Raw genomic sequence first — 25,555 nt, 5'->3', positions numbered from 1 at the left:
AGCCGGCCCGGCGCGTCAGCGGCGGAGCAGGGCGAAGACGCCCCAGCCCAGGTACTCCCGCTGGTAGCGCACGTGCCGCAGCGGGTCCTCGGTCAGTTCCCGGCGCAGCTCCCCGGCCAACTCGTCGTCGGGGTGCGCGTCCAGCCAGCGGCGCAGGTTGAGCCAGTGCGCGGCGGCGTACCGGTCCCAGCTGTCCTGGTCGGCGAGGACCATCTCGACCAGGTCCCAGCCGCACTCGCCGAGGAGCCCGACCAGCCCGGGCAGGTCGTGGAACTCGTCCCGCGAGCGGGCGTGGCAGCCGGCCACGGCCTCCTCGTCGGGCGGGTCGAGCCGCCAGTACGGCTCGCCCACCAGGATCATCCCGCCGGGGCGCAGACCGCGCTCCAGGATCTCCAGGGTGCCGGGGACGCCCCCGCCGATCCAGGTGGCCCCGACGCAGGCGGCCAGGTCGACGCGCTGCTCCGGTACGTAGGTTGCGGCGTCGTCGTGCACGAACCGGACCCGGTCGGCGACGCCCAGTTCGGCGGCGCGCGCCCGGGCGGCGGCGGTGTTGACGGTGCTGATGTCCACCCCGGTGCCGGTGACGCCGTGGTCCCGGGCCCAGGTGCAGAGCAGCTCGCCCTTGCCGCTGCACAGGTCGAGGATCGAGGCGCCGGGCCGGAGCTTGATCGCCCGGCCCAGGGTGGCGAGCTTGGCGTCGTCGAACGGGTTGAGGATCCGGAGGTCGCCCTCGCGGATGGTGAAGCTACGTGGCAGATCCAAAGCGGTCACTCCAAGCAAGAGGTGTCGGCACGAGCGGCTGGTCGGTGCGGTCCGGCACGGGCATCAAGACACCTTCTTCAGGAAGTCGGAGCAAACTGGCGGCGAGGCTAGTCGGGCGCCCGTGTCCCGCCAAGCGAATTGCCGGTCGGCCGGCGGCCGGCCGCCGCCCGATGTTTCCCCCGGCGCCGGTGGGGGCATCGATCCGTGGTGGACGCGGGGTCGATGCTGGAGGGTCGCTACCGGCTGCTGGACCCGCTCGGGTCGGGCGGCATGTCGGTGGTCTGGCGTGCCCACGACCAGGTGCTGGGGCGGGACGTGGCGGTGAAGCTGCTCTCCCCGGACCTGGCGGCCGACCCCCAGCTGCTGCACCGGATCCGCGCCGAGGCCCGCGCCGCCGCCCGGCTGCGGCACCCGAACATCGTCGAGGTGTACGACTACGGCGAGGCGGCCGACGGCGACGGCCCGCCGGTGCCGTACGTGGTCATGGAGGTTGTCGAGGGCCGCTCACTGGCCCAGCTGCTCAGCGGCGGTCCGCTGCCCTGGCGGGTGGCGGTGCTGATCTGCGCCCAGGTCGCCGCCGCGCTGGCCGCCGCCCACCGCCGCGGGATCGTGCACCGGGACGTCAAGCCCGCCAACGTGATGGTGGCCGGCACCGGCGTCAAACTGGTGGACTTCGGCATCTCGGCCACCTCCGGGGACCCGGACGGGCTGTCCGAGGGGCTGCTGGGCACACCGGCGTACCTGGCCCCCGAGCGGCTGGAACAGGGGGCGGTGCGGCCGGCCACGGACGTGTACGCCCTGGGGCTGCTGCTCTACCGGGCCCTGGCCGGCCGGTTGCCCTGGCAGGCCTCCACCACCACCCAGATGCTCGCCGCTCACCGGTACCGGGAACCCGCGGCTCTGCCGGACCTCGCGGAGGTGCCCGCCGAGATCGGTGACCTGTGCCGGCGCTGCCTGGCCAAGGATCCGGGCGACCGCCCGCCGGCCAGCGAAGCGGCCGCCGCCCTCGGCGCCGTCGCCGGGCTGCCCGCGACCACCCTGCTGCTCCCCGGCGCCGCCACCGACGACGAGCCCACGCCCACCCGTGCGTGGCCGCCGTCCCTGGGCCGGAATCTGGCCGCCGTACCGCTGGTCGCGGTGCCGCTCGAACGCTGGCGGCGGCTTCCCGCACGGCGGCGGGCCGCCGTGGCCGGGGCGGCCGCGGTGACGCTGCTGTCCGCCGGGGCGGCCGCCGCGCTGTCGACGGGCGACCCGTCCGGCGAGGGCGTTCCGACCCGGGCCAGCACCCCGGCCGCTCTCGTGGGCATCGGCCAACGCCAGCCGGAGTGCGACGTCCGGTACGCCGTCGCCGGCGCCGTCAACGGCCGGTCCACCGGCCGGGTGACCGTCAGCAACACCGGCACGGTGCCGATCGACGAGGCGCGGCTGGTGTTCAGCCTGCCCGACCGGCAGCGCCTCGTGCGGGGTGCGCCCGGCACGTGGCGGCAGAGCGGCGAGACGGTCCAGGCGCGCATCGGTGACCTGCCGCCCCGGCGGACCGTCACCGCCACCGTCGCGGTCACCTACCGGGACGCCACCTCCCTGCCCGGCCAGTTCCGGCTGAACGACACACCGTGCCGCAGCAGCCTCACGGTCGCCGGGCAGACCAGTCGCCCGGCTTCGCCCCGGAACGACGACAGGAAGGGCGAGGACGGGAAGAAGGGCAAGGGCGGGAAGAAGGGCAAGGACGAGGCGAGCCACGACTAGCGTCGGCCCGCCGGCTGGTCCACCGGGCAGGCGTACGCGGTGCGGCCGCCCAGTTGCCAGGTCCGCACCGGGCTGCCGCAGCGGCGGCAGCGCTCCCGCTTGTACACCCACCGCTCGTCCGGCGCGGCCGGGTCGCTGACCACCTGGCCCAGGTCCCGGCCGAGCGCGAGGTGGACGACGGCGAGCCGCCACAGCCGCTCCGTCGCCGGGACGCCCACCGAGCGGGCGTCCGGGTCCAGCCCGGCCAGAAAGAGCAGTTCGGCCCGCCAGGCGTTGCCGATGCCGGCCCAGACCGCCTGGTCGAGCAGCGCGGCGCCCACCGGCGCCCCGGCCGCGGTGAGCCGGCGGACGGCCTCGGCCGGGTCGGCGTCGGCGCGCAGGGGGTCGGGCCCGAGCGAGGCCCGCAGTGCGCGCTCCGCGTCGGCCGGCAGCGGCTCGCAGCGGATCGGCGCGATGAGGTCGTACGCCACGGTCGGGCCGGCCAGCCGCAGCCGGGTGCCGGGGCGGGGCGGGACGGCCGGGTCGTCGTAGCGCAGGAACAGCCCGCGCAGGCCGAGGTGCACGTGCAGGACGGGCGCGTCGGGAAAGTGGTAGAGCAGGTGCTTGCCGTCGGCCTCGACGGCCCGCAGCGGGCGGCCTCCGTAGGGAGTCGGGTCGAAGCGGCCCTGCGGGCTGGAGAGCGCGAGGTCGCTCCCGGCGAGCGCGTCGTGCTGCTCCCGCGCGTACCGGTGGATGAGGTGACCCTCGGGCATGTTCGGCGCGTACCCGACCGGGCGGGGCGGAAACGACCGTTGGGACTGGTGGGGTTACCTCGGCGCGACGAACTATCCGATCAAGGGCGGCGCCCAGGTCGAGACGATCATGAACATGGTGCGCCGCCTGGACGGCTGAGCCGGGAATCCGGCCCGTACCGGCAGGTGCGGGCCGGTAGGCTGCTGCGATACCGTTCACCATGTGATGGTCGAGGAGCACTGGTGGAACGGGGTCAGCGCCCCTCGTGGGCGTCGTGACGTCTACATCCGCACCGACGGGCAGCGCTGGGAAGTGCAGGCCCAGATCGGCGGCGCCGCCGGCCGGTCGAAGATCCAGGAGTGCCCGAGCCGGGGCTCGGCGAGCATCCTGGCCGGCGCGTGGCGCGGCAGCGGCGCCGGCTGGCGCGAGGTGCGCCGCTGAATTTCACGGCGGCCCGCGGGGCGTAGAACCGCGGTGATCCCCGCCGTCGGCACGCCTGCCGGCGTGACGACGACAACCCCCATCCCGGCGCGTGCGCACCGGCGAGGATTGGCCCGCGGGGAAGCGGGTAGGCGCGGCCGTGGCCGGCGCGGGAACACACGGGGGCAGCGGGCGGGCCGCCGGCGACGGGGTGATCGCCCGCCGATGGCGTTCCGTGCCCCGCCTGCTGGCTGACCGGTTCCGCCGGGCCCGGGCCGGCGCGGGGCTGGCCGCGCAGGCGGGGCTGGCGGCGGCCCTCTCCTGGTGGGTCGCGGACACGCTGCTGGACATCGAACAGCCGGTCTTCGCGCCGATCTCGGCGGTGGTGGCGCTTGCCGCCTCGGTGGGCCAGCGCGTGCGCCGTACCGTCGAGCTGGTGGTCGGGGTGGCCGTCGGCATCCTGATCGGCGACCTGCTGATCCACCTGGTCGGGGTCGGCGCCTGGCAGCTCGGGCTCATCGTGGCGCTGGCCGTGGTGGTGGCGGCATTCGTCGGCCGCAGCCCCGCGGTGGTGGTCCAGGCCGGGGCGACGGCCGTGCTGATCGGGACGCTGACGCCGTCCGTGTCGAACCTCGAGGCGCCGCGGGTGCTCGACGCCCTGATCGGCGGAGGGGCGACCCTGGTGGTGACGGCGGTGCTGCTGCCGCTGAACCCGCTGCGGATCATCAACCGGGCGGCCGGTCCCGCGCTGGCCCTGCTCGCCGACCAACTGGACCGCACCGCCGACGCCCTGCGGGAGCGGGACACCGAGGCGGCACGGGCCGCGCGCGACCGTCTGCGCGACAACAAGAAGGAGATGGGCTCCTTCGGCGAGGCGGCACAGGGCGCCCAGGAGGCGGCCACCCTGTCGCCGGTCTACTGGACCACCCGGGAGGGGCCGCTCGGCCGGTACGCCAAGGCGGTCGAGCCGGTGGACCGTGCGATGCGCAACAGCGGCACCCTGATCCGGCGGGCGCTCACGCTGATCGAGGACGGCGAGCGGGTCCCGGAATCCATGCCGGCCGCGGTGTCGGCGCTGGCCGAGGCGGCCCGGACCCTGCGGAAGGAGTTCGCCTCGGGCGCGACGGAACCGACCCGGTGCCGCGAGTGGGCCTTGCGGGCCGTCGCCGAGGCCGGTCGGGCGTACCGGCGGGGCGTCGACTTCTCCGGCGCGGTCGTGGTCGCCCAGGTGCGCACCACGGCAAGCGACCTCCTGGTGGCCACCTCCGTCGACCAGGACGAGGCGAACCGGCTGGTCCGCTCGGCGTTCGGTCCCGTGGAACCGCCCGGATCGGGCCAGCCCGCCGGATCCGGGACGACCCGGTCCGACGGGTGACGGTCAGCCCAGTTCCGGGCCCGTATGACGGGGCGGCGTGAAAGGCGCGTCAAGAAACCGCGGGCCGGCGTGATGGTCGCGTTATAGCCCCTGTCCAGACGTGCTGGCCGGCGTTTTGATTGCCCGGCGCGACCGGGAGGCGGTCGCGAGGCATTTTCCGCTAGGAGAGGTCAGCCGTGTCTGACGTGCTGTTCGTGTTGCTGACGGTGGGGCTGTTCGCGGCTCTCGCCTTCGTGGTGAGGGGTGTGGAGAAGCTGTGAGCGCCGTCAACACCGTCGGCCTGGTGCTGGCGATCGGCCTCGGCGTGTTCCTGGTCGTCGCCCTGCTGTTCCCGGAGCGCTTCTGATGAGCATGACAACAGCCGGGGTGCTCTTCGTCCTGTCGCTGGTGGCGGCGCTGGTCGCCGTCTACCGGCCGTTCGGCGACCAGATGTACCGGGTGGTCTCCGGCACCCGGTCCTCCCGCGTCGAGCGGGGGATCTACCGTCTGGTCGGGGTCAACCCGGCCGCCGAGCAGTCCTGGGGCGTCTACGCCCGCAGCGTGCTGGCCTTCTCGGCCGTCTCGATCCTCTTCCTGTACGCGGTCCAGCGCCTGCAGAACCGCCTCTGGCTGTCGCTGGGCTTCGACCCCGTGGTGCCGCACGGCGCGTGGAACACCGCCGTGTCGTTCGTGACCAACACGAACTGGCAGTCGTACTCGGGTGAGTCGACCATGGGCCACCTCGTGCAGATGGCCGGCCTGGCCGTGCAGAACTTCGTCTCCGCCGCGGTCGGCATCGCCGTGGCGGTGGCCCTGATCCGTGGGCTCGCCCGCAGCCGCTCCGGCGAGCTGGGCAACTTCTGGGTCGATCTGACACGGATCACGCTGCGGATCCTGCTGCCTGTCGCGGTGCTCGGCGCGCTGGCGCTGATGATCGGCGGCGCGGTGCAGAACCTCTCGGGCGGCACCGACGTCAGCACGCTGACGGGCGGCGCGCAGCACGTCACCGGCGGTCCGGTGGCCAGCCAGGAGGTCATCAAGGAGCTGGGCACCAACGGCGGCGGTTTCTACAACGTGAACAGCGCGCACCCGTTCGAGAACCCGACGACCTGGACCAACTGGATCGAGATCTTCCTGATCCTGCTGATCCCGTTCAGCCTGCCCCGGGTCTTCGGCCGGATGGTCGGCCAGAACCGGCAGGGCTACGCCATCGCCGCGGTCATGGCGATCCTCGCCCTCGCCAGCATCACCCTGACGAACGTCTTCGAGCTGGCCGGCGACGGCACGGTGCCGCAGGCGGTCGGCGCGGCGCTGGAGGGCAAGGAGGTGCGGTTCGACGTGTCGAACTCGGCGACCTTCGCGGCGGCCACCACGCTCACCTCGACGGGCGCGGTGAACTCCTTCCACGACTCGTACACCGGGCTGGGCGGCATGATGACGCTGGGCAACATCATGCTCGGCGAGGTCGCGCCCGGTGGCGTCGGCTCCGGCCTCTACGGCCTGCTGATCCTGGCGGTCATCACGGTGTTCGTCGCCGGTCTGATGGTCGGCCGCACACCGGAGTACATCGGCAAGAAGATCGGTTCGCGCGAGATCAAGCTGGCCTCGCTGTACTTCCTGATCACTCCGGCGCTGGTGCTGGCCGGCACGGCGGCGGCGTTCGCCACGGGCAACAACGCCACGGCGCTCAACATCGGCCCGCACGGCCTCTCCGAGGTGCTGTACGCCTTCACCTCGGCCGCCAACAACAACGGATCCGCGTTCGGCGGCATCACCGTGAACACGACCTGGTGGGACACGGCTCTCGGCCTCTGCATGCTGCTCGGCCGGTTCCTGCCCCTCATCTTCGTGCTCGCTCTGGCCGGTTCGCTGGCCCGACAGCAGCCCACCCCCGCCTCCGAGGGCACCCTGCCGACCCACCGCCCGCTCTTCGTCGGGATGGTCGTCGGCGTCACGGTGGTCCTCGTGGCGCTGACCTTCCTTCCCGCGCTCGCGCTCGGCCCCCTCGCTGAGGGGCTGTGACCATCATGAGGAACGAGAAAATGTCCGTCACGCCCGTCACATCCGGCACCGACGAGGAGCCGGTGCCCGGCACTCCCGCCGTCCATGGCAACCGGGTCGGCGGGGGCCTGCTGGACCCGAAGCAGCTGATCCGGTCGCTGCCCGACGCGCTCCGCAAGCTCGACCCCCGCACGCTCTGGCGCAACCCGGTGATGCTCATCGTCGAGATCGGCGCCGTCTTCACCACCGTCCTGGCGGTGGCCGAACCGTCGGTCTTCGCCTGGGCGATCACCATCTGGCTGTGGCTCACCGTGGTCTTCGCGAACCTGGCCGAGGCGGTGGCGGAGGGCCGGGGCAAGGCCCAGGCGGCCGCCCTGCGGCAGGCGAAGCAGGACACCATCGCCACCCGTCTGGTCGACTGGAAGCCGGGTGCGGCGGCGAACACCTACCGCGACGAGGCGGTCCCCGCGCCGCAGCTCCGGCAGGGCGACATCGTCCTGGTCGAGGCCGGCAACATCATCCCCGGTGACGGTGACGTGGTCGAGGGCATCGCCAGCGTGGACGAGTCGGCGATCACCGGCGAGTCGGCGCCCGTCATCCGGGAGTCCGGCGGCGACCGCAGCGCGGTCACCGGTGGCACCCGGGTGCTCTCCGACCGGATCATCGTGAAGATCACCCAGAAGCCGGGCGAGAGCTTCATCGACCGGATGATCGCCCTGGTCGAGGGCGCCAACCGGCAGAAGACCCCGAACGAGATCGCGCTCAACATCCTGCTGGCCGCGCTCACGATCATCTTCCTCCTGGCGGTGGTGACCCTCCAGCCGCTGGCGATCTTCTCCAAGGGCTACCAGGCGGCCGCGCCCGACACCGGTGCGATCACCGATGCCGGCGTCAGCGGCGTGGTGCTCGTGTCGCTGCTGGTCTGCCTCATCCCGACCACCATCGGGGCGCTGCTGTCCGCCATCGGCATCGCCGGCATGGACCGGCTCGTCCAGCGCAACGTGCTGGCCATGAGCGGCCGGGCGGTCGAGGCGGCAGGCGACGTCAACACCCTGCTGCTGGACAAGACGGGCACGATCACCCTGGGCAACCGGCAGGCCGCCGAGTTCCTGCCGGTCGAGGGGGTGACCGCCGCCGAGGTCGCCGACGCCGCGCAACTGTCCAGCCTCGCCGACGAGACCCCCGAGGGCCGCTCCGTCGTGGTGCTCGCCAAGAACGAGTTCGGGCTGCGCGAGCGCGAGCCGGGACTCATCCCGCACGCCACCTTCGTGCCGTTCACCGCGCAGACCCGGATGAGCGGCGTCGACCTCGGTGCGGAGAGCGTCGACGGGGGTGTCCGCCGGATCCGCAAGGGCGCCGCCGCGGCGGTGATGAAGTGGGTACGCGAGAACGGGGGCCACCCGACCGAGCAGGTCGGCCAGCTCGTCGACGAGATCAGTGGCATCGGCGGCACCCCGCTCGTCGTCGCCGAGCACACCGACGGCCAGGTGGCCCGGACCCTCGGCGTCATCCACCTCAAGGACATCGTCAAGACCGGTATGCGGGACCGGTTCGACGAGATGCGCCGGATGGGCATCCGGACCGTGATGATCACGGGTGACAACCCGCGTACCGCGAAGGCGATCGCCGACGAGGCCGGTGTGGACGACTTCCTCGCCGAGGCCACGCCCGAGGACAAGCTCGCCCTGATCAAGAAGGAGCAGGAGGGCGGCCGGCTGGTCGCGATGACCGGCGACGGCACCAACGACGCACCGGCCCTCGCCCAGGCCGATGTCGGCGTGGCCATGAACACCGGCACGTCGGCCGCCAAGGAGGCCGGCAACATGGTCGACCTCGACTCCGACCCGACCAAGCTCATCGAGATCGTGGAGATCGGCAAGCAGTTGCTGATCACCCGGGGCGCGCTGACTACCTTCTCGATCGCCAACGACATCGCGAAGTACTTCGCGATCATCCCGGCCATGTTCGCCGGCATCTACCCGTCGCTGGACGCGCTCAACGTCATGCGCCTGGCGAGCCCGGAGTCGGCGATCCTCTCCGCGGTCATCTTCAACGCGATCATCATCGTCGCGCTCATCCCGCTGGCCCTGCGCGGCGTGCGCTACCGGCCGGCGAGCGCGTCGAAGCTGCTCAGCCGCAACCTGTGGCGCTACGGCCTCGGCGGCATCGTCGTGCCGTTCATCGGCATCAAACTCATCGACCTGCTCATCCAGTTCATTCCGGGGATCTCGTGATGCGCCTCCCTACCTGGCTCGCCCAACACCTGGCCGCCCTGCGCGCGCTGCTCGTGTTCACCGTCCTGCTCGGCCTCGCGTACCCACTGGCCCTGGTGGCCGTCGGCCGGATCCCCGGTCTCGACGGCAAGGCCGACGGTTCGCTGGTGAGCGTGCGCGGCACGGCCGTGGGCAGCTCGCTCATCGGCCAGTCCTTCACCGATGCGGACGGCAAGCCCGTCCCGCGCTACTTCCAGTCCCGGCCGTCGGCGGCCGGCGACGGCTACGACCCGACCGCCACCGCGGCCAGCAACCTGGGCCCGGAGAGCGTGGTCGACACCATCGCCGCCGACGCCGACGACTCCACCCAGAGCCTGCTCACCCAGGTCTGCTCCCGCAGCAGGGCGGTCGGCGAGCTGGACGGAGTCGACGGGCGGCGCCCGTACTGCACACCGGACGGGGTGGGCGCGGTCCTGGCCGTGTTCCGCGCCGACGGGCTCACCGGCCGGATCACCCGGGTGGTCAGCGTCAACCAGGTCGCGCCGGCGACACCCTTCGTGGCCAACTGGCAGGGCGTCCCGGTCGAGCTAGCCCAGCCGGACCACGACTACGTGGCCGAGGGCGGCATCGTCACCCCGGTCCGGGGCGGCGCGCCGGCGAAGCCGGCCGTGCCGGCCGACGCGGTCACCGCGAGCGGCAGCGGCCTCGACCCGCACATCTCCCCGGCGTACGCGGAGATCCAGGTGGCCCGGGTGGCGCGCGAGCGCGGTGCGGACCCGGCTGCCGTCCGTCGGCTGGTCGCGGAGCACACCACCGGCCGGTCGCTCGGCTTCATGGGCGAGCCCGGCGTGAACGTCCTGGAACTCAACCTCGCGCTCGACGAGAAGTACCCGGCGCGCTGACCGTTCGTGCCAGGAGGGGCCCCGGGAATGAGCCGGGGCCCCGCGCACCTGTCAGGGAGGATGGGGCCGTGGCCAGGGGAGAACTGCGGATCTATCTCGGGGCCGCCCCGGGGGTCGGCAAGACGTACGCCATGCTCGAGGAGGCCCAACGCCGCGCCGAGCGCGGCACCGACGTGGTGATCGGGCTGGTGGAGACGCACGGCCGGCCGCACACCGCCGCCATGATCGGCGATCTCGAACTGGTCCCGCGCCGGTCGATCAGCTACCGGGGCGTCGACTTCACCGAGATGGACCTCGACGCGGTGCTGGCCCGCCGGCCCGAGGTGGTCGTGGTCGACGAGCTGGCGCACACCAACGTCCCCGGCTCCCGGCACGACAAGCGCTGGCAGGACGTCCAGGAGCTGCTGGACGCCGGGATCACCGTGCTCTCCACGGTCAACGTCCAGCACCTGGAGTCGCTCAACGACGTCGTCGCGCAGATCACCGGCACCACCCAGCGGGAGACCGTGCCGGACCAGGTCGTCCGTGCCGCGGAGCAGGTCGAGCTGGTGGACATGACGCCGGAGGCGTTGCGCCGCCGCATGGCCCACGGCAACATCTACCGGCCCGACAAGATCGACGCGGCGCTCGGGAACTACTTCCGGGTCGGCAACCTCACGGCGCTGCGCGAGCTGGCTCTGCTGTGGCTGGCCGACAAGGTCGACGAGCAGCTCGACGCGTACCGGGCGCAGCAGGGGATCTCGGAGACCTGGGAGGCGCGTGAACGGGTGGTCGTCGCCCTGACCGGCGGGCCGGAGGGGGAGACACTCGTCCGCCGGGCGGCGCGGATCGCCGCCCGGAGCAAGGGTGCCGACCTGCTGGCCGTGCACGTGGCCCGCAGCGACGGGCTGGCCGGCGCCGATCCGGCCCAGCTGGCCCGGCAGCGGGTCCTGGTGGAGAGCCTCGGGGGCACCTACCACCAGGTGCTCGGCACCGACATCCCGGCGGCGCTGCTCGACTTCGCGCGCGGCGTCAACGCCACCCAGCTGGTGCTCGGTGCCAGCCGGCGGGGACGCTTCGCGCAGGTGCTCTCGCGCGGGGTCGGCGTCACCACCACCGCGCTCTCCGGCGCCATCGACGTGCACCTCGTGACGCATGCCGAGGCGGGGCGGGGACGCCGGGGAGCGGCGGTGCCCGCGGCGCTGTCCCGCCGTCGCCGCCTGCTCGGCTTCGCGCTCGCCGGCATCGGGATGCCGCTGCTGACCCTGCTGCTCGCGGCCCTGCCCGACCTCACCCTGACCAACGACATCCTGCTCTTCCTGGCCGGCGTGGTCGGGGTGGCGCTGGTCGGTGGGATGTGGCCGGCGCTGGTGGCCGCGCTGGGCGGCTCGCTGCTGCTGAACTGGTTCTTCACCCCGCCGTTCCACACGCTGACCATCGCCGAGGCGGACAATCTCCTCGCCCTCGGCGTGTTCGTCGGGGTGGCCATCGCGGTGAGCTGGGTGGTCGACGTGGCCGCACGGCGTACCCGGGAGGCCGCAAGGGCCTCGGCCGACGCGCAGACCCTGGCCACCGTGGCCGGCGGGGTGCTGCGCGGGCAACGGCCGTTGCCCGCGCTGCTGGACCGTCTCCGGGAGACCTTCGGGGTGCGCGCGGTCAGCGTGCTGGAGCTGGTTGCCGAGGCGGAGGGGCGGCCGGCCCGCGCCCGGGAGACGGCGGCCTGGCGGGTGGTGGCGAGCGTCGGCGACGACCCACCGGGCAGCCCGAGCGCCGGAGAGACCGTGGTGCCGGTCGACGACCGGCTCAGCGTGGTGCTCGCCGGCCGGCGGTTGGAGGCCGCCGACCGCCGGGTGGTCGAGGCGTTCGCCGCCCAGGCCGCCGTCGCGCTGCGCCAGGAGCGGCTCGCCGAGGAGGCCGCCACCGCCCGCCCGCTCGCCGCCGCCGACCGGATGCGCACCGCACTGCTCGCCGCGGTCAGCCACGACCTGCGTACGCCCCTGGCGTCGGCGAAGGCGGCGGTGAGCAGCCTGCGCAGCCACGACGTCGAGTTCGACATCGACGACCGCGAGGAGTTGCTGGCCACCGCCGACGAGTCGCTGGACCGGCTGGGCCGGCTGGTGGCGAACCTGCTCGACATGAGCCGGCTCCAGGCGGGCGCGCTTGGTATCACGGCGACCGCGATCGGGCTGGAGGACGCCGTACCCAGAGCCCTGGACGAGCTGGGGGCACCGGCGGCCGAGGTGACCACGGACATTCCGCCCGACCTCCCGGCCGCCCTCGCCGACCCGGGCCTGCTGGAGCGGGTGCTGGTCAACATCGTGGCCAACGCGCTGCGCCACAGCCCGCCCGGCCGGCCGCCCACCATCACCGCCAGCACCCACGCCGGGCAGGTCGAGCTGCGGGTCATCGACACCGGGCGGGGCATTCCCGAGGACCAGTGGGAGCACGTCTTCCTGCCGTTCCAGCGCCTCGGTGACCGGGACAACCAGACCGGCGTCGGGCTGGGGCTGGCGCTGTCCCGAGGGCTCGCCGAGGCGATGGGTGGCAGCATCACCCCGGAGACCACGCCGGGCGGCGGTCTCACCATGGTGCTGCGGCTGCCGGCCGCCACCGACGGGATCGAGTCGGAGGGGCCGCAGGAATGACGCGCATCCTGGTCGTCGACGACGAGCCCCAGATCCTCCGCGCCCTGCGGATCAACCTGCGGGCGCGCGGCTACGACGTCGAGGTGGCCGACAGCGGGACGGCCGCCCTGAAGGCCGCCGCGGGTCACCCCCCGGACCTGGTGGTGCTGGACCTCGGTCTGCCCGACCTGGACGGCACCGAGGTCATCCGCGGTCTGCGGGGCTGGACCGGCGTTCCGATCATCGTGCTCTCCGGCCGGGCCGGCAGTGAGGACAAGGTCGCGGCGCTCGACGCGGGCGCGGACGACTACGTGACCAAGCCGTTCGGGGTGGACGAGCTGCTCGCCCGGATCCGGGCGGTGACCCGGCGGCTCGCCGGTTCCCCGGCCGACGCGGCCGGTCCGGGATCCGCCGCCGTGCAGCGCATCGGCCGGCACACCGTCGACCTCGCCGACCGGGTGGTGACCCGCGACGACGGCGTCGAGGTGAAGTTGACCCCGACCCAGTGGTCGATGCTGGAGAAGCTGCTGCGGCACCCGGGCAAACTGGTCAGCCAGCGCCAGCTCCTGCACGAGGTGTGGGGCCCGGAATACCACAACGAGACCAACTACCTGCGCCAGTACATGGCCCAGTTGCGGCGCAAGCTGGAGGACGACCCGGCCCGGCCCCGGCACCTGATCACCGAGCCGGGCATGGGTTACCGCTACCGGCCCTGACACCCAGGAAGACCTCGACGGTGGTCACCCGGTCGGCCGGTGCCGGGTTCCCGGGCCCCGGACGCGCGGGTGTCATGAGGACCGAGCGTAGACCTCCGCCCCCGACCCGGGGCCGTTCTCCGGGCGTCGCGACCGGTCGCTGCGGGAGACGGCCCAGAGCACCACGGTGCCGAGCAGCGCGGCGGCCGGGGCGATCGCCAGCCCGTACCGGAGGCTCGTCGACACCAGCGGGCCGGCGAGCGCGGAGCCGGCGGCGCTGCCCACCACGAACGCCGTGCTCACCCAGGCGAACGCCTCGGCCACCGTGCCCGGCTCGGCGAGCCGCTCGGCGGTGAGGAAGATGGCGGTGAGCACCGGTGGCAGCGCCAGCCCGCTCACCACGAGCAGGCCGGCCATCGGCGCCGGGCCGGGGGCGAGCAGCAGCGGCAGGTAGCCGACGGTCAGCCCGGCGGCCAGCAGCGGCAGTCGCCCGGGCCCGCCCGGCCGGGCCCGGGTGTAGAGCAGGCCCCCGGCCAGCGCGCCGGCCGCCTGCGCCGCGAGCAGCCAACCGCTGAGCCGCCGGTCGCCGGCCGTCTCGGCGTAGCCGGTCACCGCCACGGCGATGCTCCCGACCGCCGCGCCGACGCCGACCACGCCGGCCATCAGGACGGTGAACCGGGGTACGCGCAGCGGCCCGGCCCAGTGCCGGACCGCCGGCACGCCGCGCCAGGCGCGGACGGCGGGGCTGAGCGCGTACGCCGCGGTGCCGGCGAGCTGGAGGACCCCGGCGGCGACCAGCCCGGCGGGCGGGCCGGCCACGGTCACCGCGAGGAGGGTGACCAGCGGGCCGACCACGAAGATCACCTCCTGCACGGCGATGTCCAGCGTGTACGCGGTGGGCACCGTGGCGGGCGGGAGCAGGGCGGGCCAGAGGGTACGCAGGCACGCCTCCAGCGGCGGCGTGCCCAGCCCGGCCACCGCGGCGCCGAGCACGGCGCCGGTGACGTGCCCGCCGGTCAGCGCCACCGCGCCGAACCCGAGGCCGGAGAGGATCGCGGCGCCCCACAGCACGGGCGGCTGCCGCCAGCGGTCCACGGCCCGGGCGAGCAGCGGGGTGCCCACCGCCATCCCGGCGGTGTACGCGGCGACGAGCAGGCCGGCGGCGGCCAGGCTCAGCGACTGGCGGGCGAAGAGGAGCAGGGCCAGCGGCCCGCTGGCGGTGGGCAGCCGGCCGACCTGGCTGCTGAGGAGGACCCGGAGGACCTGGGGTGCGCGCAGCACGGCCCGGATCCCGGAACTGTCGACGGGCATGGGACATCGCTCCCGGTGCGACGTGACGGGGACAGGAGGCGTCGGGTGCCGGGGCGCCTCAGGGAGCGAAGTCGGCCCGCTCGTGGTCGTTGCCGTAGAGCGGCAGGGCAGGGGTGAGCCACTGGGCGTACGCGGCCGCCGCGGCCTCCACCGGGATCACCCGCCGACCGTAACACCGGGGGTGGTCCGCAGAGCGAATTCCGTTCGTAGGAAATCTTCGGCCTGCCTGTTGACGCGGATGGTTTCCGTCATAACAATCGTCACCTATATCATGGCGCGGTCGGCACCGAGCCGGACCGGGCAGGCACCACAGGTCACGCGGGTCATCCCGACTCGTCAGGGCTTGATGGAGCGCGTGGGCGTCCATCGGATCAGCAGGACGCACCCCAGCGCTGAGAGGGCCAGTTGGATCGGCACGAGGTGCCACTCCAGCGCGGTGCCCGTGGCGATGCCGATCGAGACCGGCAGGGTCAGTACGGCCAGTACGTCGAGGCCGTTCACGAGCCAGAGGAGCATGCCTGCGGGAAAGGCGCCGAGTGGCGTCTCGATGAGCACGTTGCCGATGCTGGCGGCGCTTGCCCTGGCGCGTTGCAGTGCGGCCACGGCGGCGGCGGGTCCGATGGCCAGGCCGAGTGCCCACCATGGTCCGGAGAGCAGACCGGCGGCCTGCAGTCCGCCCAGCGCCAGCCCGGACCAGAGGGCGGCCAACAGGCCGGGTACGACGAGCCGCTGGCCGCGCACCTGCTGTTCCGGCAGGCCCAGCAGGCGCACCAGCGCGGGGTTGGCGGCATCGCGGTGGGTCGACTCGGAAGTGAAGCCGGCGGCCGCCATCGCGCCGACGAGAACCAGCGTGATCAACAGCCATCGCGGCCCGTCGGCGGTCACCGTCGGCGCGGCGGCGACACCCGCCAACCACCAGAGCCGGCTGGCCTTTCGCCGGACGATCAGCAGATCCTGGCCGACCAGAGGGGGGAGACCGGGCCGCCGGATCAGGCCGAGGGTGCGGATGTTGGTGCGGCGCTGCCAGTAGCGTCGGGTGCTCAGCTCGGTGAGGAACGAGGGCTCCACCGCGTAGATCGCGTCGGCGTAGACGCCCGCGTTCGCCGAGGCGTCCACGATCCGGGAGGTGGGCCAGACGTCGAGCCCAGCCCGCGCCGTACCCCACAGGATGCCTGCGACGACCAGGGCTGCGCAGGCCAGGACAAGCGCGCCGGATGCCGGAAACGACCCGAGGCGCAGCGGGTACGGGTTGTCGGCCAATTGGGCGCTGGCGGCGACCCCCACGAGTGTTCCGGCGACGACGCCGCCGAGCAGGTCGATGTGGCGGGCGGACGCCGGCCGCCGTTGGCAGTGCAGCGCAGCCCGGGCGAGGCCCAGGGCCGCGGCGCTGCCGGCGATCGCGCCGGTCAGCGGCCAGAACAGGGACGCCGGCCGGGCGGCCAGGTGGCCAACCACGGCGAGGCCGGTGACCCCGCCGACCAGGACCGCGGCCATGGTGGACAGCGCCAGCGCAGGGCCGAGCAGCGTACGGCGGGAGACGGGGGCGGTCAGCAGCCAGGTGGCGTCGCTGCGGCTCACCGCCATCGGGCCCAGTTGGCGCAGGATGCCGAAGAAGGCCAGCAGGAGCAGTCCGGCACCCACCAGGACCAGTGCAGATGGTTCCTCGTCGGGTGTTGGGGCCGCCGGCCAGACGACGGCGATGATGGGCTGGCCGACGAGCGCGACGGCCATCCCGAGCGCGAGGATCACCGAGTAGACCGTCGCCGGGTCGACCCGCCCGTTGGCGGCGATCTGCCGTTGACGAATCCAGCGGCGAATGTTGGGCGAGCCGGTGGAGGGGACTGTCGTTGCTTCGGTCACGGTCACGGTCAGCTCGTTCCGTACCGGGCGGGCACCCGGCTGCCCGTCACCGGAAGCCACCGACGGCAACGGGCGTCGCGCCGACTGCGGTGAGGAAGCCCTCGTCATGGCTGGCCATCAGCAACGTCCCACCGGCGGTCACGTAGGCCCGTAGATGGGCAGCGACCGCCCGTTTGATCGAGTGATCCAAGCGTTGCTCCGGCTCGTCGAGGATGAGCAGGCGGCTCGGCCGGACGAGCATCGCGGTCAGCAGGAAACGCTGCCGCTGTCCCGAGGAGAGCGTGCTCGGCAGGCTGTTCTGGAGACCGTCCAGACCCAGTGAAGCGCTCACCTCGTCGATGTGGCCATCGTTGGCGTCCGCACCGTTGGCGACCCGGACCAGGTCCAGATGCTCCCGGACGGTCAGGCCGTGGTACCAGCTCGGCGACTCCACCGTGGTGGCCACCCGGCGCCAGAATCCGACCGTTCTCCCGGGCGGCTCGGAGAAGACCCGTATCTCACCCCCGGTCGGTTCCTGGAGCCCTGCCACGCAGCGCAGCAGGGTCGACTTGCCGGCGCCGTTCTCGCCTACCAGTGCGTAAGCCGAGCCGACCGGCACCCGCAGGCTGAGTTGATCAAGAACCAGGGTCGACCCGTACGAGACCGACAGATCGTCGACCATGATCGCGGTGTGGTTTTCCGAGGCCAATGAACTCATGTAAGGCGCCTCAATTCGCCGACCTCTCACTTATGCGCGGCGCATCGACGTGTCTCCCCGCACGTTGGTCGCATCCTACAGGGGGCCGGGCAAGCCTGGGGGACGTCAAATGTAAATCGGACGGCAGGCTGGTGGTTCGGATCGCCTCCGCTGCCCAAACAATGGCAGGCCAGCGCGTCGCGAGGTCGGTCAGTATCGGTGCATCCGGCGCTCACCGTCGCGGCCACGTGATCTGGGTCACACCTGACGGGGCAGTGATGGGCGTAAGTGCGTTGTACGGTGAATGTGGTCTGCAGGCCAGTAATCCAATCCTCATCCGCCAATGTCCGGGACATTCGCCGGCTTGTGTTCGCGCGCCTGCCGTTGAATCTCAAATGCATTGAATGCGATGAGTACAAGTGCCCTGGAGGGTTGCATGCGTAACGTCGCTCGCCACGCCAACCGCGTCTCGAACGTCCGATTCGGAAGCCTCTCGGAGGCCACGCCGGCCAAGAAGATGTCCGACAGCGCGCCGGTGCTCTTCACGCCGGCAGTCGCTGTCTTCGGTGCTGCGGCCCTGATCACGGCCGTCGGCTCGATCTGACACGGCTTGGCAGGGCGGGGCCCGCACGCTCGGGGCTCCGCCCTCTGCCGCACTCCGCCACGAATTGGCCATCAGGTATCCGAGAGGTGAGACACGCATGGGACTGCTCGCCCGCGTTCTGCGAGCCGCACTGACCCCGCGATCCCTCAATCGTTCCCAGACACTCGTGGTTGCTGAGCGACTGAGCGCCGCGACACATTTGGTGGCGAGCCTGGAACTGCTCGCCCGAGGCGAGGACAGAAAGCCCGGTGGGGTCAACGACTGGAGCATCAGCCGGCAGAACATACGTCATCGTGGCGTAACCGCGCAACGATTCTTCGACGTGGTTTCCGGTCCTCGCGCGAGCGCCGCACTCCACGTTGCGCGGGCTGCTTCGGCCGCCTTTCTGCTCGCGCCCACCGACAGGTGGCGAAAAGGTCGACTGATCGCAAACGCCGTGGTCGCCGGCACGTCAATCGGGACGTTTCCCGGCCAGCTCTACGGGACCGACGGATCTGACCAGGCGTCCTTTCTCGTTCAGGCGGCGGCCACCGTGGCGCGGTCGAGTCGGCAGCCCCGCGTCGCCGACGCGGCCCTGTGGTTCCTCGGGCTGCAGTCGACGCTCAACTACACCGCGTCCGGCTGGGTGAAGATGGTCAGTCCGACCTGGCGCTCAGGACGAGCCCTACCCGGCGTGATGCGTACCGTCACCTATGGACACCAGGGCGCGTGGCAGTTGGCGGAACGTTTTCCCCGGTCGGCGAAGACCGTGGGGCATGCCGTCCTCGCGATGGAGTGTCTCTTCCCTGTCGTGCTGGCCACGCGTGGCCGGCTGGCTCCGGCTTTCGTCGGCTCCGCCGCCGCGTTCCACCTCGCGAATGCCGGGTTGATGGGGCTCGGCCGTTTCGTCGGTGCCTTCTGCGCCATGCACCCCGCCCTGCTTTACGTGACCGACCCCCGCCGCCGTTCCCCGGGCGCGGCCGGCGAATCCCCACGAAACGATGCCTTTCCCGCTGTCGCCGGTGCGCTCGCGGCCGCCACTCTCACTGGCGCGGTCGTGGCGCAGGCCCGGCGGGGTCGGGAAGTCAGACGGGGGCACCCAGGTCAGCGTCGTATCGAGACCCGAGCCGGCAATGTGCTGGCCTACCTGCCGGAGAACCTGGGCCAGGACGGGCCGGTCATCTTCTTCGAGTCCGCGCTGGCGGCGACCGACCTGCACTGGGACTGGCTCCGGCGCGTTCTCTCGCCCCGATTCCCCACCGTCGTCTATCAGCGAGCGGGCTACGGGGCCAGCGAGTACCGCGGAGCGCGCCCATTCACGCTGGCCAGCGCAGCAGAGGACTTCGTCGACCTCGTCGGCCATGTGGCGGCGGACCGGCCCGTCGTCATCGTCGGCCATTCCCTCGGCGGGTACATCGCGATGCGCTCGGGCGAGCTGCTCGGTGACCGGGTGCTCGGCGTCGTGCTGGTGGACTCCAGTCATCCCGGCGAGCTCGACCGGTCTCCGCGCCAGGCCGGCGGCGCCGCCATGCTGGACAGCACCCTGCGGCTCATGGCCCCCTCCATGCGTCTCGGACTCGGACCGCTGCTCCAGGTGCCGCAGTCATTCGGCCACCTTCCGGCCGACGTGCGGCAGCCGGCGCTGACCCAGTACCGGGACGCGCGGTTGTGGTCGGCGGCCCACCGGGAATGGCAGGCGACCCGCGCCGACTTCGCTGCGTTCGACGGCCAACTCCCGAAGCTCAGGGCACGGGTGCTCGTGCTCTCGGCGGGCTCAACGCTCAAGGACGACCCGGTTCAGGCAGATCTGCATCGGGAGCTGGGACAGGCCGGCAGCGGCGCGACCCACCAGGTGGTCGACGGCGCGGACCACGACACGATCATCACCCGCGAGGACTTCGCCAACCAGACCGCGGACCACATCAGGGCTTTCGTGCTCAACGTGACGGGGGGTCGCCGTGAAGGGTCTGACCGTTGACCGGGCCGCGTGGGCGGGTGCATGCGTCGGACTCGGTGCCTGGTTCGTTGCGAGTGTCCTGACCCAGCACCCGCAGCGGATCTTCGACAAGGTCCGCCGACACGACCCGACGGGCACGCTACTTCCGGATTGGCGGTTCTTCGCTCCGGAGCCCGCCCAGCACGACTTCGTGCTGCTCTGCCGGACCCTCAACGCGGACGGATCCGAGTCGGCCTGGGTCAATGTCGTCGATACCAGCCCTCGGGCATGGACGCACGGTTTCTGGTACCCGGCACGCCGACTCGACAAAGCCGTGCACGACCTGTGCGACCAGTTGACCCGGCAGCTCGGCCTGCTCGGTGACGACGGGACGGACAGCCCCGCGTACGCCCTCATGCGCGGACTGGTGCGACGCCATGTTTGTCGCGCGACCGCGGGTGGGGTCTCGCCCCGGGGGTTCCAGTTCGTCATCGCCCGTTCCAGCGGGTACGACGAACGGGAGGAGCCGGAGTACGTCTACCTCTCCCGATTCGAGCCGCTGTGAGCGACCGCGTCGCACCGCCCTCGTCCGAGCGGTCCGCCGACCCCGGTCGCCCCGACGTCGTCGTTGTCGGCTCGGGGCCGAACGGGCTCGCGGCGGCGGTGCTGCTGAGTCGGGCGGGACTCCGGGTGCACGTCTACGAGGCGGCGGCAGAGTTCGGAGGCGGCGCCCGGACGACCGAGCTGATGCGGCCCGGGGTCTGGCACGACATCTGCTCGTCGGTACATCCGATGGGCCTGGCCTCACCCTTCTTCCGGGCATTCGACCTGGCGGCGCACGGCGTGACCATGCTGCAGCCGGAAGCCGCCTATGCTCACCCTCTCGACGGAGGTCGCGCCGGTGTGGCGTGGACCGATCTCGACCGTACGGTCGACGGCCTGGGCGCCGACGGGAAGCGGTGGCGGCAGTTGTTCGCGCCGCTGGTCAGCCGGTGGAACGACGTCGCCCGGATGGCGATGTCCGATCTGCGTGATCCGCGTCAGCTGGTCTCTCCGGCGGCGGCGCGGTTCGGCCTGCGCGTAGGAGTGCTCGGTCAACGGGTACTGCCCGTCGCGTTCCACCGCACCGTGGCCGGAGACATGCTCACCGGGGTGAACCTGCATGGCATCGTCCGGCCCGACGCGATGGCACCGACCGCCGTCGGCCTGACGCTGGCTCTCCTGGCGCACGCGGTCGGTTGGCCGATACCCGGTGGCGGCAGTCGGGCCATCGTCGACGCCCTGGTCGCCGACATCCGCCGACACGGGGGCCACCTCTACGCCGGACATCGGATCGACGACGTGCGGGATCTTCCCCGGAGCGCGGCGGTGGTCTTGAACCTGACCCCGGCCGGTGTGGCGCGACTCGCCGGTCCGGTGCTGCCCGACCGCTACCGGCAACGGCTCGCCAACTACCGGTACGGGGCAGGCAGCTGCAAGGTCGATTTCCTGTTGTCCGGGGCCGTGCCGTGGAGCCAGCCCGACTGTGGCCGGGCGGGCACGCTGCACCTCATCGGATCCCGCGCCGAAGCGGTCGCGGTCCAACGCGTGGTGCACTCGGGATCCCACGCCTCCAGACCGTATGTCCTCGCAGTGCAGCCGGGAGTCGTGGACGACAGCCGGGCGCCGGCCGGTCTGCACGTCCTGTCCACGTACTGCCACGTTCCGGCCGGGTCGACGCTCGATGTCAGCGACAGCGTGACGGCGCAGATCGAACGGTTCGCACCCGGGTTCCGGGACCTGGTCGTCGACCAACGGACCCTTACCGCTCACCAGTTGGCGTTACACAACGAGAACTACGTCGGCGGAGACATCACCTCTGGGGAACTGAGCCTGTTGCAGACCGTGCGCCGGCCCCGGCCCGGGCTGGACCCGTATGCCACACCGGTGCCTGGGCTCTACCACTGCTCAGCGGCGAGTCCACCTGGACCGGGGGTGCACGGCATGGCCGGGTTCCACGCCGCCCGCCGCATTCTCCGGCAGCACTTCCGAATGATGACGGATCCCCTGGACCTGTTGCGTCCTGCCATTCCGGCGACCGCCCCGACAACCGAAGGACGGCCCAGACAATGATCGCTCACGCGCTCTACAGCGAGAAGTTGGCAAGTGTCTACGACCAGATGTACCCGTTCATCGAGGTGGACACCCAACAGGCCGTCGGACTGCTGACCGAACTCGCTCCGCCGCCCGCCCGCGTGCTGGAGTTGGGCGTGGGAACCGGGCGGATCGCCGTTCCGCTCGCCGACCTCGGTTACCAGGTCCACGGCGTGGACGGGTCCCCGTCCATGCTCGCCCGGCTCAAGGAGAAGGACCCGGACGGGCGGATCACCGTCGATCTGGCAGATTTCACCGAATTCGGCACCGGCCGGCAGTACGAGATCGTGGTTGTCGTGCTCAACACGCTCTTCTCGGCCGTGTCCAGGGAACAGCAGTTGAGCTGCCTCCGCAACGTACGGGCCCAGCTGGCCCCCGGAGGCCGTTTCGTCGTGGAGGTGTTCGAGCCGACTCCGTTCCACGGCCTCGACCAGCCGTCCTTCTCGATCAGGCACCTCGGCGCCCACGCGGTCATGCTCGACGTGTTGAGTGTCGACCGGTCCCGCCAGCTCATGGTGGGCACGCACACCATCCTCGACGGAGGCGTCCCGGAAACCACACAGCACGTCATGCGGTACGCCTTTCCCGGTGAGCTGGACCTGCTGGTCGAGATCTGCGGGATGCGACTCGAGCATCGCTGGGCAGACTTCACCAAACAGCCCTTCACGAATACCAGCCAGCGGCACGTGTCGGTGTACGCGGCGGCGGACGAGGGTGACCCTGCGAGGTGATCGCCCGGCGCCGGCCGCCGCAACGAGGCAGGTGAACGCGGGCCACTCCCTGCCACCCCGGCTCAACCCGCAGGTCGCCAGTCGCGTGGGCTCCTGAGCCGGCGGACCGTACGACAGCAAGGGAAAGAAGTAACAGAGGAAAGGGAGGGCCGTACACCGTTGGATCGCCCGCCGTCGGTCGTCATGTCAGGCCGGGCGGACACCGCAGTTTCCATCGAACGAGAGGTTGTGGACGGCAACCTTGCCCTGCCGGCTGGTGAGGTTCCCGTGTTGCTGGCTGCGTCGGCACAAGCAAGTGGGTGTTCCGGAAAGCCCGTGGCGTTCGCGCTCGTCGGAACGCTCGGGCACGCCAGGACTGGGCATTGGCTCGGCAGGCGCTGCTCAGGGCCCCGGCTGCCCCTTCGGTGGCCCCCGCCGACCATCTCGCATCCCCGCAGAGGATGGCGCGGCCTAGATCCAAGGTAGAGGGTCGACTGGACGGCCGCCGAGACGTACCTCGAAGTGCAGGTGGGGGCCCGTCGAGGCGCCAGTCGATCCGACCAGTCCGATGACCTGGCCGGCACGGATGCGCTGGCCGGGCGACACCATCAGTTTCGACTGATGGCCGTAGCAGGTGGACAGCCGCTGCCCGTCAGCCCTGCCGTGATCGATGCAGGTGTAGTTGCCATAGCCGCCGTACCAGCCGGCGCGCGACACACGTCCGTCTGCGGCCGCGAGGATCGGGGTACCAATCGGGGCGGCGAGATCCACACCCGCGTGCAACTGCCACACGTGGTAGTACGGGTCAAAACGGGTGCCGTACTTGCTGGTGAGCCGGCCCGACAGTGGACGTCCGAGCCGGCCCTCACCGACCGTCGCGACGGTGCGGGCCGGTGCCGCCACGGCGGGAACCGTGCGCACGCGACGGCTGATCTCCTGCCGAAGCCGCGTCTCCTCCGCCCGGCGGCGGATGAGTTCGGCCTGGCCGGAGGTGATCGCGCCGGACAGCGCGACGGCACGACCGGTGGGGGTGTCCACCACATCCGCGGAGTCCGCCACGGCGATTGGCGCCGCATCCGCATCCCCGCCGGCGGTCAGGGACATCAGCAGGTGCAGCACCGGGTCCGGTCCGCGCTCTACTCTCGTGAGGTCATCGCGGGTCCGAGCGAGAACGTTCTCCAGGTACTGGATCCGGTGCTCGACGTCGCTGAGCGCGGCGACCTGGCGGGCCTGCGGGGTGACGGCGGCGTCCACCGGCGGCTGCGGATACAGGTCGGCGCCGGGATCGCCAGCGATGAGCGCAAGGGCCGATCCGGGGCTCACCATCGGCCCGTCGGCGCTGGGCGGGGCCGGGACGCCCACCCGCGGTAGCTTGCCCGAGGTCGGCGGAACAGTCGCGGGTGGCGCAGTCGGTCGGGTCGTCGCAGTGGCCGACGGGATGGGCCGCGGCTTCACCGTCGGCGGCTTGATGGGCGGCAGCGTCACCTTCGGCGGTGTAACCGGTGGCAGCGACACGGTCAGCGACGGGCTCGGCAGGGGCGGCAAGGTCGGCAGCGGCCCCTGCGCCGATGAGCTTTGCACCTCGGCGGTCGCCGGCCCGGCGTCCAGGCAGAAGGACATCACCATCAGCGTCGCCCCGGTGACGGCCGCCAGCGCGGCCTGCCTCCACCACCGTTCGCCCATCACGTACTCCCGCCGTCGACCCCGTTCCCGTCCCTCTGCTACATCGGATCCCGGTGCCGGGTCGTCACAGCCGGCCGGAGGGGCAGGTCGTGACGCCGCCGCAGCCGTCGGCGCGTCAGCAGGACGCCCGCCGCGATCGCGCCGACCACCGCCGCCGCAACGGCCGGCACCCGCAGCGACCCTCCGGGCGGCCGGACCTGACTTGCCACGGCCGGCGACTCCGACGATGGATCTGTGGCCGTGGCCGAGGCCGTCGAGCCCGGGAGCAGATAGGCGTTGCTGGCAATGCGGGGATCCGTCGCGGTGGACTCCACCGAAGCGACACTGACCCGGTTGCGGATTACCGTGCCCGGCGGCACACCGGGGCGGATCCGCCCCGTGATCGTGACACGCGGCGCCGCTGCCGGGGCACCCAGGAGCAGGTCACCGAGGTCGCAGACGACGATACGAGGGGATGCTGCACACCGACCCGGCTCGGCTCGAGCGATGACCCCGTCGAGATCAGCCGTGGTCGTGAACGTAACCCGCGTTGCCGTGAGGGTGCCCCTACCGGAGATCGTGACGGTGTGGGTCACCCCCTGCTCGGGCAGCGCCCCGAACGGTGTCGACGTCAGCGCCGGCGTAGCGTCCACCGCAGCGGCCAGTGGCGGCGCCGGAGTAGCCGCGGCCACCGCGCCCATCACGCCCGCCACCGACGCGGCGACAGACCCCCACATTCCCACACTGTAAGCCGACCGGCCCACGATCGCCTCCGGCCAGGTGCACCTTCCTGCTCAACCCACCCGGAGATCGTGCCAACGCATGGTCGGCCGACTCTCCTACTCGCCGGATCCTGACAGACGTGCAGTAGTTGACAACCCTGGTTGTCCGGCGGACTCTGAAGGTGAGGTCGATGGCGAGGGGGGTCGGACCATGCGGGACCTGACGGCGGACGAGCGGCAGGAACTACGGCGGCAACTGGGTGCTGTCGCCGTGGACTGGGCGCAGCGGCTGAACAGCTCCGATATGGATCCGCAGGGCGGAGCGGACCACAGGCCCAGCTACGCGGAGAGGATGCGGACCCACCTGGCGCGCATGGCAGCAGGCGAACAGATGCGTATTCTTCTCGCCGACGTCGTATCCGCGAATGCCGAGGAAGCGGTGCGATGCGGAGCCGGCTATCCCGAGCTCGGTGCAGCGATCGGTGCCAGCCGGCAAGCGGCGCGTAAGCGATGGCCTAACCTTCCTATCTCCAG

22 protein-coding genes are annotated in these 25,555 nt (G+C 72.0%); 15 read left to right on the top strand and 7 right to left on the bottom strand.

Features of this window, described 5'->3' with window-relative positions:
- Positions 1-15: 15 nt before the first annotated feature.
- Positions 16-771, bottom strand: a complete 756-nt coding sequence (locus FXF50_RS08405) for a cyclopropane-fatty-acyl-phospholipid synthase family protein (RefSeq protein WP_222866031.1) — start codon at positions 769-771, stop codon at positions 16-18.
- 195 nt (positions 772-966) lie between these two features.
- On the opposite strand from FXF50_RS08405, the gene FXF50_RS29530 reads away from it, so the two are divergent.
- Positions 967-2,508, top strand: a complete 1,542-nt coding sequence (locus tag FXF50_RS29530; RefSeq protein ID WP_255509943.1) for a serine/threonine-protein kinase — start codon at positions 967-969, stop codon at positions 2,506-2,508.
- Here FXF50_RS29530 and FXF50_RS08395 read toward each other — a convergent pair.
- On the bottom strand, positions 2,505-3,260 hold the full coding sequence (locus tag FXF50_RS08395) for a DNA-formamidopyrimidine glycosylase family protein (protein WP_148426637.1): 756 nt from the start codon (positions 3,258-3,260) through the stop codon (positions 2,505-2,507). The two genes, FXF50_RS29530 and FXF50_RS08395, sit on opposite strands and share 4 nt — an antisense overlap.
- On the opposite strand from FXF50_RS08395, the gene FXF50_RS29245 reads away from it, so the two are divergent.
- The 9 genes from FXF50_RS29245 to FXF50_RS08355 all read left to right on the top strand — a co-directional run bounded on the left by FXF50_RS29245 (position 3,259) and on the right by FXF50_RS08355 (position 13,449).
- Entirely contained in the window at positions 3,259-3,399 is a 141-nt protein-coding gene (locus FXF50_RS29245) for a hypothetical protein (protein WP_187399585.1), read from the top strand. The genes FXF50_RS08395 and FXF50_RS29245 overlap by 2 nt on opposite strands.
- A 66-nt stretch (positions 3,400-3,465) precedes the next feature.
- Positions 3,466-3,681 (top strand): hypothetical protein, encoded by a 216-nt coding sequence (locus FXF50_RS08390; RefSeq protein ID WP_229791389.1) that lies wholly within the window; start codon positions 3,466-3,468, stop codon positions 3,679-3,681.
- A 190-nt stretch (positions 3,682-3,871) separates the two neighbouring features.
- Positions 3,872-5,035, top strand: coding sequence for an FUSC family protein (locus tag FXF50_RS08385; protein WP_187399584.1), 1,164 nt, complete (start codon positions 3,872-3,874; stop codon positions 5,033-5,035).
- A 256-nt stretch (positions 5,036-5,291) separates the two neighbouring features.
- Positions 5,292-5,381: a K(+)-transporting ATPase subunit F gene (gene kdpF / locus FXF50_RS08380; RefSeq protein WP_148426635.1), complete on the top strand. Its 90-nt coding sequence runs from the start codon at positions 5,292-5,294 to the stop codon at positions 5,379-5,381.
- Positions 5,381-7,036, top strand: coding sequence for a potassium-transporting ATPase subunit KdpA (gene kdpA, locus FXF50_RS08375; RefSeq protein ID WP_148426634.1), 1,656 nt, complete (start codon positions 5,381-5,383; stop codon positions 7,034-7,036). Before kdpF ends, kdpA begins: the two co-directional genes overlap by 1 nt.
- 20 nt (positions 7,037-7,056) lie before the next feature.
- The gene (gene kdpB / locus FXF50_RS08370; protein WP_255509942.1) at positions 7,057-9,249 is read left to right on the top strand and encodes a potassium-transporting ATPase subunit KdpB; all 2,193 of its coding nucleotides are present in this window, start codon (positions 7,057-7,059) and stop codon (positions 9,247-9,249) included.
- Positions 9,249-10,130 (top strand): potassium-transporting ATPase subunit C, encoded by an 882-nt coding sequence (locus FXF50_RS08365; protein ID WP_148426633.1) that lies wholly within the window; start codon positions 9,249-9,251, stop codon positions 10,128-10,130. Before kdpB ends, FXF50_RS08365 begins: the two co-directional genes overlap by 1 nt.
- 68 nt (positions 10,131-10,198) lie before the next feature.
- The gene (locus FXF50_RS08360; protein WP_148426632.1) at positions 10,199-12,754 is read left to right on the top strand and encodes a DUF4118 domain-containing protein; all 2,556 of its coding nucleotides are present in this window, start codon (positions 10,199-10,201) and stop codon (positions 12,752-12,754) included.
- A complete protein-coding gene (locus tag FXF50_RS08355; protein WP_148426631.1) occupies positions 12,751-13,449 on the top strand; it encodes a response regulator in 699 nt (232 codons plus the stop codon). The genes FXF50_RS08360 and FXF50_RS08355 overlap by 4 nt, the downstream gene beginning before the upstream one ends.
- Before the next feature lie 72 nt (positions 13,450-13,521).
- Here FXF50_RS08355 and FXF50_RS08350 read toward each other — a convergent pair whose 3' ends face one another.
- The 3 genes from FXF50_RS08350 to FXF50_RS08340 all read right to left on the bottom strand — a co-directional run bounded on the left by FXF50_RS08350 (position 13,522) and on the right by FXF50_RS08340 (position 17,260).
- The gene (locus FXF50_RS08350) at positions 13,522-14,739 is read right to left on the bottom strand and encodes an MFS transporter (RefSeq protein ID WP_187399580.1); all 1,218 of its coding nucleotides are present in this window, start codon (positions 14,737-14,739) and stop codon (positions 13,522-13,524) included.
- A gap of 336 nt (positions 14,740-15,075) precedes the next feature.
- On the bottom strand, positions 15,076-16,605 hold the full coding sequence (locus tag FXF50_RS08345; RefSeq protein ID WP_148426630.1) for a DUF6297 family protein: 1,530 nt from the start codon (positions 16,603-16,605) through the stop codon (positions 15,076-15,078).
- A 40-nt stretch (positions 16,606-16,645) separates the two neighbouring features.
- On the bottom strand, positions 16,646-17,260 hold the full coding sequence (locus FXF50_RS08340; RefSeq protein ID WP_370464087.1) for an ATP-binding cassette domain-containing protein: 615 nt from the start codon (positions 17,258-17,260) through the stop codon (positions 16,646-16,648).
- A 451-nt stretch (positions 17,261-17,711) separates the two neighbouring features.
- Between FXF50_RS08340 and FXF50_RS29240 the strand changes: the two genes are divergently transcribed.
- From FXF50_RS29240 to FXF50_RS08320, 5 genes are all read left to right on the top strand, one after another.
- Positions 17,712-17,879, top strand: a complete 168-nt coding sequence (locus FXF50_RS29240; protein WP_187399579.1) for a hypothetical protein — start codon at positions 17,712-17,714, stop codon at positions 17,877-17,879.
- A 97-nt stretch (positions 17,880-17,976) separates the two neighbouring features.
- The gene (locus tag FXF50_RS08335; protein WP_148426628.1) at positions 17,977-19,836 is read left to right on the top strand and encodes an alpha/beta fold hydrolase; all 1,860 of its coding nucleotides are present in this window, start codon (positions 17,977-17,979) and stop codon (positions 19,834-19,836) included.
- A gap of 292 nt (positions 19,837-20,128) precedes the next feature.
- A complete protein-coding gene (locus tag FXF50_RS29770) occupies positions 20,129-20,359 on the top strand; it encodes a hypothetical protein (protein WP_187399578.1) in 231 nt (76 codons plus the stop codon).
- Entirely contained in the window at positions 20,356-21,906 is a 1,551-nt protein-coding gene (locus FXF50_RS08325) for an NAD(P)/FAD-dependent oxidoreductase (protein ID WP_148426626.1), read from the top strand. The genes FXF50_RS29770 and FXF50_RS08325 overlap by 4 nt, the downstream gene beginning before the upstream one ends.
- A complete protein-coding gene (locus FXF50_RS08320) occupies positions 21,903-22,658 on the top strand; it encodes a bifunctional 2-polyprenyl-6-hydroxyphenol methylase/3-demethylubiquinol 3-O-methyltransferase UbiG (protein ID WP_148426625.1) in 756 nt (251 codons plus the stop codon). The genes FXF50_RS08325 and FXF50_RS08320 overlap by 4 nt, the downstream gene beginning before the upstream one ends.
- Before the next feature lie 450 nt (positions 22,659-23,108).
- Here the strand turns inward: FXF50_RS08320 and FXF50_RS29525 are convergent, their stop codons facing one another.
- Positions 23,109-24,320: a M23 family metallopeptidase gene (locus tag FXF50_RS29525; protein WP_255509941.1), complete on the bottom strand. Its 1,212-nt coding sequence runs from the start codon at positions 24,318-24,320 to the stop codon at positions 23,109-23,111.
- A 38-nt stretch (positions 24,321-24,358) separates the two neighbouring features.
- The gene (locus FXF50_RS08310; protein ID WP_148426624.1) at positions 24,359-25,036 is read right to left on the bottom strand and encodes a hypothetical protein; all 678 of its coding nucleotides are present in this window, start codon (positions 25,034-25,036) and stop codon (positions 24,359-24,361) included.
- Between the last annotated feature and the right edge of the window lie 519 nt (positions 25,037-25,555).

This window comes from Micromonospora sp. AP08, from assembly GCF_008085935.1.
In the GTDB taxonomy this organism is placed as follows: Bacteria; Actinomycetota; Actinomycetes; order Mycobacteriales; family Micromonosporaceae; genus Micromonospora; species Micromonospora chersina.
The sequence above is the reverse complement of the archived record's forward strand: the minus strand, read 5'-3'. Positions and strand labels throughout refer to the sequence as shown.